This is a genomic window from Paenibacillus sp. NPDC093718 (assembly GCF_050279985.1).
In the GTDB taxonomy this organism is placed as follows: Bacteria; Bacillota; Bacilli; order Paenibacillales; family Paenibacillaceae; genus Paenibacillus_AQ.
The window spans coordinates 799,584-813,768 of sequence record NZ_JBNNUS010000002.1 but is presented as its reverse complement, the minus strand read 5'-3'; the positions used below and the strand labels follow the sequence as shown (position 1 = coordinate 813,768).

The following is a 14,185-nucleotide window of genomic DNA, read 5'->3' as shown; positions in this document are numbered from 1 at the left end:
ATGCTCATTCGGGTGGATAAAGTTCAAGAGGATGGTATGACGTATTTTAATCCGCTACAACGTTCGCCACTGGGGTGAAAACGGCTTAGGATATTACCCTTTTTCAAGCATGTTCAAAAAAGTCGAAAATGGTGGATGAAGCCTGATGGTTGAAGGGACTGACAATGTGATTATATCCCCTAGTATTAATGAGAATTTCCGATGATTTCATTATGAAACAAAGATAAGTTATACTATTTGCCCCCTTTAGGTCCTTTTGGCTCATTTATGGCGGTTTTCCCTCTTTGCCGCGGGTTCAGGTCGATGATAAACTTCATAAATGCTACATAACCTGAACGAAAATAATCCAAAGGAGGATAAACATGAATGTTCTCAGGCAACTGCAGGGCTTCTTTTGGGAGAAACGAAGTTATCTTTTTCTTTCCATGCTGTGTCTGGCGATTGCAACCGCTTTAGGACTTGTCTATCCGCATCTGTTAAAAGTGCTGATTGACGATGCAATCAAGCTGGAGAATTACGGTATCGTACCACAGCTGGCGCTCACTGTGCTGGGTGTGGTCATCCTTAAAGCTTTCATGCAGTTTTTGCACGGATTTTTTGGGGGGAGGCTGGGGAACTACCTGGCTTACGCGTTGCGAAACGCCTGCTATGAAAAATTGCAATTTCTATCGTTCCGTTACTATGACACGGCTCGGACCGGGGATTTGATGTCACGGCTGACGGGCGATTTGGAAGCGATCCGAATGTTTATCGGCTTCGGTTTTGCTCAGCTGCTCAATCTGGTATTGATGGTGACTTTCGGTTCCATCATGATGTTTACCATTAGCTGGAAATTGACGCTCGTAACTTTGGTAGCGATGCCATTTTTGGTTGTAGCGGCTCTAAAGTTCGAATCCAAGATCCACCCGGCGTTCCAGGAGATGCGTCTGGCACTAAGCTCGCTGACGACCGCGGTTCAGGAGAATATTACGGGTGTTCGTACCGTTAAGTCTTTTGCTCGCGAGCCTCACGAAGTGGAGAAATTCTCCGAACGGAATGAGCGTTACAAAACCAACCAGATATTTGCCTCTTCCTTATGGGCCCGTTACTTCCCGATGATGGAGCTCTTCGCGAATATCAGTGTCGTCATTTTGCTAGCCGTCGGCGGAGCGATGGTCATCCAAGGTTCCATGACGGTAGGGGAACTGGCAGCTTTCTTTACTTTGATCTGGTACATAATCGGCCCGCTTTGGGGAATCGGGTTTCATATTAATAACTACACACAGTCGAAGGCATCGGGTGAACGGGTGCTGGAGCTGCTGAATCAGCCGATTGATGTCGAAGACCGTGAGCGTGCGGTAGATTTGGTGCCAAGCGAGGTGAAGGGTCATGTCGTATTTGATAATGTCACCTTTGCTTACGGTAACAAGATGGCAGCCGTCAAAGATATTAATCTGGATGCTCGTCCCGGCTCCGTGATCGGCCTGCTTGGGGGAACGGGGTCTGGTAAATCGACCATTATCCAGCTCTTGATGCATGCCTACAATGTGAATCAGGGCAGCATCAAACTAGACGGCATGAACATTAATGATATAAAGATCCGAAGTCTGCGCAGCCAGATTGCCACGGTCTTTCAGGAGACTTTCTTGTTCTCGTCCAGCATCCGCAACAATATTTCTTACGGCATGAAGGACGTTAGCATGGAAGAAATCATCCGCGTTGCCAAGCTGGCCAAAGCCCATGACTTTATTATGGAAATGAAGGATGGTTACGATACCATTGTCGGCGAACGGGGGATGGGACTCTCAGGCGGACAGAAGCAGCGGATTGCGATTGCGCGTGCCCTTCTGAAAGATCCGAAAATCCTGATCCTGGATGATGCCACCAGTGCTGTAGATATGGAAACCGAGCATGAAATTCAGTCCGGCTTCCAGGAAGTCATGAACGGCAGAACGACCTTTATTATCGCTCACCGAATTTCTTCCCTGCGTCATGCGGATGAAATTCTCGTTCTGGATGAGGGAAGAGTTGTGCAGCGCGGCAAGCATAACGATTTGATTGCAGTGCCGGGGCCTTATCAGGATGTATATAAAATACAATATGCGGACCTTATTGCGAAGCAAGCTCAAGCAGGAGGCACGCAAGGGCAGGTGCAAGCATGAACGCCAATGTAAATACTGAACCGCATCAGAAGCAAAAGATTCCGAGGCCGCGGAAGCCTTCGGAAGAAACGAATGAACGTTTTGTATACAAGGACGACGATGCGATTGAAAAGCCGTTTAACTGGGCGCAGCTGACACGTCTGATCTCGTATATGAAACCTTACGCCAAACAGATTCTACCGTTGATCGGCCTTATGATGGTCATCGGTACCATAACGAAGCTGGCCATTCCGTTCTTGACCAGTTTGGCAATCGACCAGGCCATTGACCCTAGGGATGGGAACCCGAGCTTAACCCTATTGTATCAGATTACAATTGCGGTTCTTGTGATGTATATCATTCAATGGGTTGCAGGAATATTTCGTATCAGATTTACGAATATCATCGGTCAGCGGGTCATTTATGACCTGCGAGCAGATCTGTTCCAGCACATTCAGCGCTTGTCCTTCAATTTCTTCGACAAGCGTCCGGCTGGATCTGTGCTGGTCCGGGTTACGAATGATGTTAACTCCCTGCAGGATTTGTTTACCAACGGGGTTGTGAACCTGATCATCGACTGTGTGCAGTTAGTAGGTATTGTGGTTATTCTTCTGTTAATAAACTGGAAGCTCGGTCTGGCTGTTATTGTCACGGTACCGATCATGTTCTTCATCTCGACGAAACTCCGTGTGCGCATCCGGCGTGCATGGCAGGATGTACGGATTCGGAACTCGCGGATTAACTCTCACTTGAATGAATCGATTCAGGGGATCCGCGTAACCCAAGCTTACACGCAAGAAGAAGAGAATATGAAGTTCTTTGATAACATGAACATGGACAGTAAAAAGTCCTGGGATAAAGCGTCTGCCATGAACCAAGGGTTTGGGCCTCTTATCGAAATTACCGGTGGTTTCGGTTCATTGATCTTGTTCTGGCTCGGTGCCGTGTTGATCCAACAAGGCGAGCTCACCATCGGTCTGTTAATTGCCTTCACCCAATATGTAGGGAACTTCTGGGAGCCGATCAACCGGCTTGGCCAAATGTATAACCAATTGCTTGTCGCCATGGCTTCCTCTGAACGCATATTTGAGTTCATTGACGAGAAGCCGAGCATTGATGATCAGCCTGGGGCGAAGAAATTGCCAACGATTAAAGGGGATATCAAGCTGGAGAATGTGGTGTTTGAATACGAAAAAGGACGTCAGGCTCTCAAGGGGATCAATCTGAATGTAAAGGCAGGCCAGTCGATTGCCCTTGTCGGTCATACCGGATCAGGCAAGAGTACCATCATTAATCTGCTCAGCCGATTCTATGATATTACCGAAGGTAAGCTAACGATTGACGGATACGATATCCAATCGGTGACGGTGGAAAGCCTCCGCAATCAGATTGGAATCGTGCTGCAGGATACCTTTATATTCTCTGGCACGATTCGCGATAATATCCGGTTTGGCCGTCTGGATGCGACCAATGAGGAGATTGAGGATGTAGCCAAGGCGGTCGGCGCCCATGAATTCATCGTACAGATGCCGGGCGGTTACGATACCGAGGTTGAAGAACGCGGGAATATGCTGTCTATGGGTCAGCGGCAGCTGCTGTCCTTTGCCAGGGCGCTCCTTGCCGATCCGCGGATTCTGATTCTGGATGAAGCAACGGCGAGTATCGATACCGAGACGGAGCTGAAAATTCAGGAAGCTCTTAAAGTGCTGCTTCAGGGCCGAACCTCCTTCATCGTGGCGCACCGTTTGTCAACGATCCGCCATGCCGATCATATCGTCGTGCTGGATCACGGAAAGATTATCGAAGAAGGAAATCACAGCCAGCTTATGCAGAAGCAGGGTACGTACCATGGGTTGATTGAAGCGCAATACCGATTTTTGTAAAAACGGCTTAACAAAGGTTTAACAAAACCGACACAAATGTAAAAAAAATGTCGCTTGATACTTGCAATCTTCTTCATAAACTTACAAAATAGAAGTAGAGTTTACTCAGAATTCATAGAAGAAGGGAAGCATGAGGGTATAATGAGCATCGAAAGCGTATTATCTGCGCCTGCACTGCTGATTCGAAACTTTGAGAAGAATGATTTGGAAGCTGTCACATCCTTGATGCGCGAACTGAATTATCCGACCACGCTGAATGTCATGCGTGAACGGATGGAAGCGATGAACAACAATCCTTTATACGGCAATCTGATTGCTGAAGTTGATGGTGTTGTTGTTGGTATGATCATGCTTCGTCAAGTCAAATCCTTCACTATGACCGAACCGGTCACTCAAATTACTTCGGTTATTGTAACCTCAAGCTACCGCGGCCAAGGAATTGGCAAAAGATTAATTCGCGGTGCAGAGACATGGGGAAGACAGCATGGTAGCCACCTCTTGTTTCTCACAAGCGGCAACCGGGAAGAACTTGCTCCCGCACATGCATTTTATGAGCATATTGGATTTGAAAAGGCTGGATATCAGTTTAGTAAAAAGCTGTAATCCAGGGTCTTTTCATGAACCCATCCCATTTTTGGGATGGGTTTTTTCTTGTTATGGCCTAAAACTCGATTGAAAGACCACCGATATAAAAAGAGATTCATCGCTTGAATCAGGCATCGATCACTACATACGATCTGGGACTGGTGCCGACTTGATCACCCATGTATAGGTAGGAATTCAAGGTCGCTTTTCCAACAATTGTAGGATTGCCCAAGGTATCAAATGTGTTACAATGTGTTCGTACGAGATTACAAAAATGTAACTATTGTTTGATCGTCCAGCACCCATGGAATTCATCTTAGAACGGGCGGTCAAGCAAACTCACAACTATGAGCATAGGAGATGAAAATCTATGAACAACCATTGGATAAAGAAAATCGCAGGCGGCAGCATTGCTGCTGTACTGGCTGTCGGTATCTTGCTGCCCACTACGGCATCCGCAGCGCCTGCTGAGAGTAATAATTATGTAAACTGGCAGCAAAAGATCCAGAAGTTCCTAGAAAGCCAAGGTTTTGAATCACAGTTTAAATGGGTGGTTCAGAAGCCGCAAACGGAAAAACCTCAGGCAGACAAGCCTGTTGAGACTCCGCAAACCAGCAAGCCAGAAACCACTAAACCAGAAGTGACGCAACCTGAAACCAGCAAACCGGAAACAAGCAAGCCTGAGACTAGCACTCCGTCTACAAAACCGTCCCAGCCTTCCGAGTCTGCGGGTACAACGGAACAATCGAATTTTGCTTCCGAGGTTGTCACATTGGTGAACAAAGAACGTGCGAATGCAGGTCTGAAGCCGCTCACGGTCCATGCTAAGCTGACAACCGTAGCGCTGGATAAAGCGAAGGATATGAGTAATAACAATTACTTCAGCCACACTTCACCGACACATGGTTCGCCATTTGATATGATGAAAGCTTATGGTATTTCTTACGGCTATGCCGGCGAGAATATTGCTAAAGGGCAACGTACGCCTCAAGAAGTAATGAACTCCTGGATGAATAGCCAAGGTCACCGTGAAAATATCCTGTCTCCGAACTTCACCATGATCGGCGTTGGATACTATAACGGATATTGGGTTCAAGAATTCATCAGTCAATAAGCACTTATCTTGTTTCATATGAAAAGGGCTGCCCCGGTCACGCATCAAAAGATTGCGTCCGGGGCAGTCTTCTTTGCGTGTTTTGATTTGCAAATTTTATATAGAAGTCTTAAGGTAATGTAATGAGGAATTTTGTAGGGGGAATGTCATGAAATCATCTGCATGGATATGGCGAATCACTGCCTCCGTGTCGGTTATTGTAACGATTGTGCTCATTATCGGTTTTATGTATGCGTTCAAAGATATTAATGATCCGCAAGGGCAGCCCTTGCTGACCGGTGGCGAATCCGAGGCGTCCGAAGAAGAGACAGCGCCGGAACAACCGGGGAGCGATCCGTCACAACCGGGGAGCGATCCGTCACAACCGGTTCTGCCCCATGATTTAAAGGTAACTGCGATCGGAGATTCCCTCGCCAAGGGAACAGGGGACAATACCGGGAGCGGTTTTGTCCGCCGAAGCGTGGATCAATTAAATGGCGATGGACGAACAGCGAGCCTGCTGGCAAATCTGGCCATAAACGGAATGACTACCGAAGGACTGCTTCCCAAGCTGGACGACAAGGGAATACAGTATGCCTTGAAGCAAGCCAATGTGATTATGCTTTCGGTCGGAGGCAATGATATATTTCAAGGCAGCGGGTTGATGGACGGGGCGGCGGATTCCGATGAGTTGGAGCTCGAACCTGCCAAGCTGATGGGCGCATTGCCGCAGGCCACTGAACGCCTGCAAGCGATTCTGGAGAAGATTCGCGCCATTAATCCGGATGCCCGAATCGTTTATATCGGTCTATATCATCCTTTTTCCGATTTGGAGGATTTGCTCATACCCGGCAATATCGTGGTCTCCGCCTGGAATCATTCGGTCATGGAGATCGTGAACCGGGATCCCAATATGACATTGGTCCCTACGTTCGATCTGTTTCAGCACAAGTTGGGCGAGTATCTGTCCTCGGACCATTTTCATCCGAACGGGGCAGGATATCAGGCTATAGCGGATCGAATTGTAGAGGGTATGCTCTAGGCATGATGAGGATGTCATATGGGGAGTTGGAAAAACGATGAATGAACAAGCTCAAGAAATCGTACTATCTGTCCAGCATGTAAAAAAGAAAATCGGTCGAAAATGGATTATACATGATGTGTCGTTCGACGTGCGCGCAGGCGAAATTTTCGGGTTCTTGGGGCCGAACGGGGCAGGAAAGACGACCACGATCCGGATGCTGGTGGATCTGATCAAACCGACCTCCGGCAGGATCGAGGTCTGCGGTTATGATGTGAACCGCCAGCAGGAGCAGGCGCTGCGTTATATTGGTTCCATCGTGGAGAATCCGGAAATGTATTCGTATATGACGGGATGGGAAAATCTTGAGCATTTTGCACGAATGCAGCCCGGCATTGACCAGCAGCGAATACAGGAAGTTGTGGATACGGTGAGACTGGATCGAAGAATTCATGACAAGGTGAGTACATATTCACTGGGAATGCGGCAGCGGCTCGGAATAGCCCAAGCCCTGCTCGGCAGACCGAGACTGCTCATTCTGGATGAGCCGACAAACGGTCTTGATCCGAAAGGGATCAAAGAGATGCGGCAGTTCATCCATCGATTAGCCGGGGAAGGATTGGCTGTTTTTGTCTCGAGTCATCTGCTGAGCGAAATCCAGCTGTTATGCGATCGTGTGGCGATCATCAGCAGCGGAAGAGTGCTTGCGGTTGGCGAGGTCGAAGAATTGATTGCCGGCAACAGTGATCATGTGATCTGGGATCTGAATCCCGCCGTGCAAGGGAAACGAATATTGCAAAAGCTGGATTATTGCCAAATTGTCGAACGCCCCGAGGACGTGCTCGACGATAATTTGCTGGCAGGCATGTCTCCGGATGCTGTTGTGACCCGTATGAGCACTACATACACGTCAAGAGCTGTGGAACGGCTGGTGGCCGCGGGAGTACAGGTCCGAGAGGTTCATCGGATCAATCCTACGCTGGAGCAGCTGTTCCTGCAGATGACGGAGGGTGAGAGTATTGAGTAACCTGTTGCCCCTGATCAAAAACGAGTGCATCAAAATTATTAAACGAAAGCGGTTTTATGTTGTTCTGCTCGTTCTTCTTGTTCTGGTTCCCATGTTTACTTATGCCCAGATGAAGTCAGCTGAACGGAGCCGGGAGAAGTTCAACAGTGATTGGCGGCTTGAACTTCAGCAGCGAATCACGGATAATGAGAATTCGCTTAGCAGTGACAGGGTACCGGATGAATGGAAACGATATAGGCAAATCTTTATTCAGCAAATGCAGTATTATTTGCAGCATGATGTGAATCCTAATCAACCAAACGGGGTTACGTTTACACGGGAATTTTTGAATAATGCGATATCCCTGTTTATCCCGCTGCTCATTATGGCTATCGCTTCGGATATCGTCTCCGGCGAACGGACGACCGGTACCATCAAAATGCTGCTGACAAGGCCTGTGAAGCGATGGAAGGTGCTGCTCAGCAAATTGATCGCCTTGATCATGTTTACGTCTCTTATTGTCGTTTCCACCTTTGTCATAGCCTATCTGATCTCCGGTTTAGCCTTCGGATACAAGGGGTTTGACATACCGGTATTCACGGGATTCCAGATTGTTGGGTCTGATGTGGATATGTCCGGCGTTCATGCTGTTCCACAGTGGAAGTATTTGCTCATGCAGGGCGGATTGGTCTGGTTTGTCGGCGTATGTGTCGGTATGCTGGCCTTTATGGTGTCCGTACTGGTTCGAAGCACGGCGGCGAGCATTGTGATCATGATGGCCGCATTGATTGCCGGAAATATTCTGACGAATATGGCATCGGCCTGGAGCAGCGCGAAATATTTGTTCATGGTAAACCTCAATTTAACTAATTATTTAGCAGGCAATTTGCCGCCAATTGAGGGGATGACTTTGAATTTTTCCCTTGCCGTATTGGCCGTCTGGGCAATTTGTGCGGTTATTGTTTCATTCAGTGTCTTTACGAGAAGGGATATCTTGAATTAAAATGGACAAAGCATGAAACATTTGTTTGCATTTTTTAGGGAACACCGTTCCTCTAAAATATTGAAATGTAGAACTAGAAATACACGAGATACGTGAATTTGAAGGAGGAGCATGAATGGTCGAACAGATCGATATGTTTGCAGAGTCATCGAAGAACGGCGGTAATAACCGTTCAGGATACGATGCTGACGACATTCAAGTGCTCGAAGGCCTCGTTGCGGTACGCAAACGGCCAGGCATGTACATAGGGAGCACAAGCTCGTCAGGCTTGCATCATCTGGTGTGGGAAATTGTGGACAACGCCGTAGACGAGCATTTGGCCAAGTACTGCTCGAGAATTGAAATTACATTGCATAAAGACGGGTCCGCGACGGTATACGATAACGGACGCGGTATTCCAACCGGAATGCACAAGACAGGCATCCCCACCCCGCAGGTTGTATTTACGATTTTGCATGCTGGCGGTAAATTCGGTGGTTCCGGATATAAGAAGTCCGGCGGTCTTCATGGTGTTGGCGCATCCGTAACCAATGCGCTGTCCGAGTGGCTGGAGGTGGAAATTTACCGTGACGGTAAAATTCACCGCCAACGATTTGAATACTGGCAGGACAAAAAAGGAAAAGAGCATGTCGGGGAACCTGTAACGGGTCTTGAGGTGCTTGGGAATACGAACAAAACAGGGACGAAGATTACGTTTAAGCCGGATGCGCGCGTGTTTACCGCGGGAACACATCTGAACTACGATACGCTAGCGGAGCGCTTACAGGAAATTGCCTTCCTGAACTCCGGACTCCGGATTGTATTGAAAGACGAGCGCAGCGGCAATGGGGAAGAGTTTTTCTATGAAGGCGGCGCAAGCCAGTTCGTTCAGTTCCTGAATGAAGGCAAGGACGTCCTGCATGACGTGATCCATTTTTATGCGGAGAAGGATGATATCGAAGTTGAAATCGCCCTTCAATATAATGCGGGATATACCGAAACGCTGGCTTCTTTCGTTAACTCCATCCCGACGCGCGGGGGCGGTACGCATGAGACGGGTTTTAAGACAGCTTATACCCGGGTCATGAATGATTATGCCCGCAAGAACAATCTTTTGAAGGAAAAGGACAAGAACCTGGAGGGCAATGATCTTCGGGAAGGCATGATGACCGTGATCAGCGTCAAGATGGCTGAGGTCGAATTTGTCGGACAGACCAAGGACCAGCTGGGAAGCGCTTCTGCGCGCAGTGCGGTTGACAGCATTGTCACCGAGAAGATGCAAATCTTCCTCGAGGAGAATCCGCAGATCGCACAAACGCTGCTGAAGAAGGCCATTCAGGCTTCCAAAGCGCGTGAAGCGGCCCGTAAAGCAAGGGATGAGATGCGCAGCGGCAAGAAGCGCAGCGAAAGCTCCAATCTGGGCGGCAAGCTGACGCCTGCGCAGTCCAAGGACTTTACGAGAACCGAATTGTTTATTGTCGAAGGGGACTCCGCTGGCGGTTCTGCGAAGCAGGGACGGGATTCGAAAATCCAGGCTATTCTGCCTCTTAAAGGGAAACCAATGAATCCGGAGAAATCGAAGCTGGCCGACATCCTGAAGAATGATGAATACCGAGCGATTGTATCTGCCATTGGCGCAGGGATCGGTACGGAGTTTACCGCTGGGGACAGCAATTATTCGAAAATCATCATCATGACGGATGCGGATACGGATGGCGCTCATATTCAGGTGCTGCTGCTTACGTTCTTCTACAGATACATGAAACCGTTGATTGATGAAGGCCGCGTCTATCTTGCGCAGCCTCCACTGTATAAAATCGCCAGCAAATCCGGGAAGCTGGAAACCGTTCGGTATGCCTGGACGGATGAGCAGCTGGCTAATTATTTGAAGGAATTCAAAAACTATGAGCTGCAGCGTTACAAAGGTCTGGGTGAGATGAACCCGGAGCAATTATGGGAAACAACGATGAACCCGGAATCACGGACATTGCTGCAGGTACAAATCGATGATGCTGCCAAAGCGGAGCGTCGCGTGTCTACGCTGATGGGAGATAAAGTAGATCCCCGCAAGCGGTGGATCGTGGAAAATGTCAACTTCGCAGAGTTTGAGGAATAGAAGGTGAAGGAATGAGTTTATCTGAGCAATTTTTGCCGGCTTTTCTGGAAGAGGTCGTAGGTGATCGATTTGGCCGGTATTCCAAGTATATTATTCAGGACCGCGCGATCCCGGACGTCCGTGACGGGCTGAAGCCCGTTCAGCGCCGGATCCTGTATGCCATGTACGATTCGGGTAACACACCGGATAAACCATACCGTAAATCGGCGAAAACCGTCGGGGATGTCATGGGTAATTACCACCCGCACGGGGACTCATCGATTTATGAAGGTATGGTTCGGATGGCTCAGCCATGGAAGATGGGACATGTGCTCGTGGACGGCCACGGAAACTGGGGTTCGCAGGATGATGATCCCGCGGCGGCGATGCGTTATACCGAGGCGAGGTTATCGCCGATTGCCATGGAGCTGCTTCGGGATATCGAGAAGCGGACCGTACTGTTTAAGGATAATTTTGATAACACGGCCAAGGAACCGGTTGTGCTGCCTTCACGGTACCCTAACCTGCTTGTGAACGGAGCTAGCGGGATTTCCGCAGGCTTCGCCACTGAAATCCCGCCTCACAATCTGCGGGAAGTGATCGATGCTTGTATTGCCGTCATGCAGAAGCCGGAGATTGAGCTGGCGGAGATTATGACCTTTATCAAAGGTCCGGACTTCCCGACCAGCGGAATCATCATGGGCGGCGAAGGCATTTTGGACGCCTATCGGACAGGCAAAGGCCGCGTATATCTGCGGTCAAAGACGGACATTGAATCGCTTCGCGGCGGCAAGCAGCAGATCGTCATCACGGAAATTCCTTATCAGGTCGTTAAGTCCCGGCTTGTTACCACTATGGAGAACATACGACTGGAGAAAAAAGTCGAGGGCATCGCCGAGGTTCGCGATGAGAGCGGACGGGAAGGACTTCGCATCGTCGTTGAGCTGAAGAAGGATGCTGACGCAAACGGAATTCTTGCTTATTTGTTCAAGAAAACCGATCTGCAAATTACGTATAACTTCAATATGGTTGCGATCGTGAATAAAACCCCTCAACAGCTGGGGCTTAAAGACATGTTATCCGCCTATATCGAGCATCAGCGTGAAGTTGTCACGCACCGGACACAATACGAGCTGGAGAAAGCAGAGGATCGGGCGCATGTATTGGAAGGCCTGGTTAAGGCTTTAAATATCCTGGATGAGGTCATTGCGGCGATCAAAGCGTCCAAGAATCGTCATGATGCCCAGAACAATCTGCAATGGATGTTCGGTTTCACGGAGAGACAAGCCGATTCCATATTGACCTTGCAATTATACCGCCTTACGAACCTTGAAATTCATTCCCTGCAAAAAGAGCTGGACGAGTTAATGAAGAAAATCGAGGGCTTGCGTGCGATACTGGACAGCGATAAGAAGCTGATTGCCGTCATTCGCAAAGAGCTGCTTGAAATTCGCGAGAAATACGGCATCGAACGGCGTTCTGTCATTCAGGAAGAAGTGGAAGAGATCAAGGTTAATCTTGAAGTGCTGGTGAACGCAGAGGACGTGCTCGTAACGCTGTCTAATGAAGGCTACATCAAGCGTACCAGCATGTTATCCTTCACCCGAAGCGGCGGTGAGCTGGAAAGCTCAGGCGTTAAGGAAGGGGATTACATCACACGTCTGTTTGAAGTCAATACCCTGGAGAATCTGCTTATATTCACGAGCCGTGGACAGTATTTCTTATTGCCGGTTCACCAGATTCCGGAATACAAGTGGAAGGATGCCGGTACGGCCATCGTTAACGTGATTCAGGTGCCGAAAGAGGATCACATCGTATCGGTCATTCCGGTTTCGAACTTTGAAGAAGAAGGCAAGTCACTTGTGTTTGTCAGCAGCAAAGGCCAAGTGAAGCGCACAGAGCTCAAGGAGTATGTCACCAAGCGGGCTGGCGCTGTTGCGGCAGCCAAGGTCGCTGCGGAAGACAGCATTATCCAGGTCGTCGTGAGTGATAACAGTAAAGATATTGTGCTAATCTCGAAAGAAGGGATGAGCATCCGGTTTAATGAGCAGGAAGTCAACGCCATGGGACGCGTTTCCGGCGGGGTTCGGGGAATCCAGCTCCGTGACGGGGATGAAGTCGTTGCGGCATTATGGGTGGAGAACGATGAGGGTGAGATTTTGACCATCACGGATCTTGGCTATGGCAAGCGCAGCTTGCTGTTGGATTACCAGACGCAAAGCCGCGGCGGAAAAGGCATGGCTACGTTTGAGTTTAAGGAAGGCAAGCGGGTGAAGCCTAACGGCAGCGCCATTGTCGGTGCTTTCTATTGCCGTGAACCGCTGCAGATTATGGCGTACAGCGAAGACGGGCAAGCTCATCTGATTCACACGGAGAAAGTACCGATCGCGGAACGTAAATCGATAGGCAAACTGCTTGCCGATGTTGGCAAGCAAGGACGGATTGTTGATCTGGTAAGTCTTCCGCATGCGGAGTTAGGTAAAGAAAGCTAAACAAGGTTGCGTAACACCCTTCTTTAGGAAATTTCCAAGTTTGGACAAGATAAGATAGATGGACGAAAAGCACCTTCGATGATATTTGTCGAGGTGCTTTTGCTATATTTTGCGTTTGCGCAACATTAGGGCTGCTATTTATACTATTTGACATATGCCTGACCATGTCGAAGCAGGGTGAACCATAAGAAATGCCGTCATATAAGGGTTGGCGGGTTTTGTCGCTTGGTTGGAAATTATATTTTTTAACGAAAAAAGAAGGATATTGATAGGTCGCCCGCGAAAAGTTAATCCTATAAACTATTATGGAATCATGACCAGGGTTCAAACGAAATCCATTCACCGAAGTACAGCGCAACATCCACGGATGGTATCCGATATTTGATCATGACAGCATAATTGAAGGGACGGGATAAATATGCATACTGCCGAATTCGCCAAGGTGTGGTCCAAGCTGGCCAAGGATTATAAGCTCCATATGGAAGCCGGATTAGCACCGACATTGACGGAATCGCAACTGATGGTGCTGGAGGTGCTTGCTGAATTAAAGCGAATGAAACCTTCCGATTTCATTCCTTACCTGGCCACAAGTCCGGCAGCCGTAACCATGCTATTGGACCGGATGGAGAAGAATGGATTGATCAAACGGGAACGGGACGCGAATGACAGGCGGATCGTCTGGGTGACGATTTCCTATAAAGGGCGTGAGGAATATACACGGGGATTACAGGTTAGGGATGAGTACCTTTCCCAAATTTTGAACCGCATATCCTCGCATAATCAACAGCTGCTTGTCTATCTGTTAGGTAAGATTAGTACAGCTCCAAAGGAAGTCCTGGTTGAGGTATAAGATCTAAAGCTAATGCTAACGTCGTAAACGTAGAGAAGCCCCCTGGGCAGCTGCAGAC

The 14,185-nt window shown here is 48.6% G+C and carries 10 protein-coding genes; all 10 read left to right on the top strand.

The window, feature by feature from the left end:
- Positions 1 to 362 precede the first annotated feature (362 nt).
- Positions 363 to 2,141: an ABC transporter ATP-binding protein gene (locus ACQKPA_RS09460; protein ID WP_194541990.1), complete on the top strand. Its 1,779-nt coding sequence runs from the start codon at positions 363 to 365 to the stop codon at positions 2,139 to 2,141.
- A complete protein-coding gene (locus tag ACQKPA_RS09455; protein ID WP_427491540.1) occupies positions 2,138 to 4,003 on the top strand; it encodes an ABC transporter ATP-binding protein in 1,866 nt (621 codons plus the stop codon). Before ACQKPA_RS09460 ends, ACQKPA_RS09455 begins: the two co-directional genes overlap by 4 nt.
- A gap of 141 nt (positions 4,004 to 4,144) precedes the next feature.
- Positions 4,145 to 4,606: an N-acetyltransferase family protein gene (locus ACQKPA_RS09450; protein ID WP_427491538.1), complete on the top strand. Its 462-nt coding sequence runs from the start codon at positions 4,145 to 4,147 to the stop codon at positions 4,604 to 4,606.
- A 352-nt stretch (positions 4,607 to 4,958) separates the two neighbouring features.
- Positions 4,959 to 5,702: a CAP domain-containing protein gene (locus ACQKPA_RS09445; RefSeq protein WP_427491536.1), complete on the top strand. Its 744-nt coding sequence runs from the start codon at positions 4,959 to 4,961 to the stop codon at positions 5,700 to 5,702.
- 148 nt (positions 5,703 to 5,850) lie between these two features.
- Positions 5,851 to 6,723 (top strand): GDSL-type esterase/lipase family protein, encoded by an 873-nt coding sequence (locus tag ACQKPA_RS09440; protein WP_427491534.1) that lies wholly within the window; start codon positions 5,851 to 5,853, stop codon positions 6,721 to 6,723.
- Positions 6,724 to 6,760: 37 nt separating this feature from the next.
- Positions 6,761 to 7,729, top strand: a complete 969-nt coding sequence (locus ACQKPA_RS09435; protein WP_427491532.1) for an ABC transporter ATP-binding protein — start codon at positions 6,761 to 6,763, stop codon at positions 7,727 to 7,729.
- Positions 7,722 to 8,711, top strand: a complete 990-nt coding sequence (locus ACQKPA_RS09430; RefSeq protein ID WP_071218334.1) for an ABC transporter permease — start codon at positions 7,722 to 7,724, stop codon at positions 8,709 to 8,711. Before ACQKPA_RS09435 ends, ACQKPA_RS09430 begins: the two co-directional genes overlap by 8 nt.
- Before the next feature lie 115 nt (positions 8,712 to 8,826).
- Positions 8,827 to 10,806, top strand: coding sequence for a DNA topoisomerase IV subunit B (gene parE / locus ACQKPA_RS09425; protein ID WP_427491529.1), 1,980 nt, complete (start codon positions 8,827 to 8,829; stop codon positions 10,804 to 10,806).
- Between the two features lie 11 nt (positions 10,807 to 10,817).
- Positions 10,818 to 13,277, top strand: coding sequence for a DNA gyrase subunit A (gene gyrA / locus ACQKPA_RS09420; protein WP_427491527.1), 2,460 nt, complete (start codon positions 10,818 to 10,820; stop codon positions 13,275 to 13,277).
- 418 nt (positions 13,278 to 13,695) lie between these two features.
- A complete protein-coding gene (locus ACQKPA_RS09415) occupies positions 13,696 to 14,127 on the top strand; it encodes a MarR family transcriptional regulator (RefSeq protein ID WP_194541995.1) in 432 nt (143 codons plus the stop codon).
- Positions 14,128 to 14,185 lie beyond the last annotated feature (58 nt).

Bases quoted from the DNA above. Each gene is read 5' to 3' on its own strand.
- ACQKPA_RS09460 (WP_194541990.1), top strand. From the start codon at position 363: ATGAATGTTCTCAGGCAACTGCAGGGCTTCTTTTGGGAGAAACGAAGT.
- ACQKPA_RS09445 (WP_427491536.1), top strand. From the start codon at position 4,959: ATGAACAACCATTGGATAAAGAAAATCGCAGGCGGCAGCATTGCTGCT.
- parE (WP_427491529.1), top strand. From the start codon at position 8,827: ATGGTCGAACAGATCGATATGTTTGCAGAGTCATCGAAGAACGGCGGT.
- gyrA (WP_427491527.1), top strand. From the start codon at position 10,818: ATGAGTTTATCTGAGCAATTTTTGCCGGCTTTTCTGGAAGAGGTCGTA.
- ACQKPA_RS09455 (WP_427491540.1), top strand. From the start codon at position 2,138: ATGAACGCCAATGTAAATACTGAACCGCATCAGAAGCAAAAGATTCCG.
- ACQKPA_RS09440 (WP_427491534.1), top strand. From the start codon at position 5,851: ATGAAATCATCTGCATGGATATGGCGAATCACTGCCTCCGTGTCGGTT.
- ACQKPA_RS09450 (WP_427491538.1), top strand. From the start codon at position 4,145: ATGAGCATCGAAAGCGTATTATCTGCGCCTGCACTGCTGATTCGAAAC.
- ACQKPA_RS09415 (WP_194541995.1), top strand. From the start codon at position 13,696: ATGCATACTGCCGAATTCGCCAAGGTGTGGTCCAAGCTGGCCAAGGAT.
- ACQKPA_RS09435 (WP_427491532.1), top strand. From the start codon at position 6,761: ATGAATGAACAAGCTCAAGAAATCGTACTATCTGTCCAGCATGTAAAA.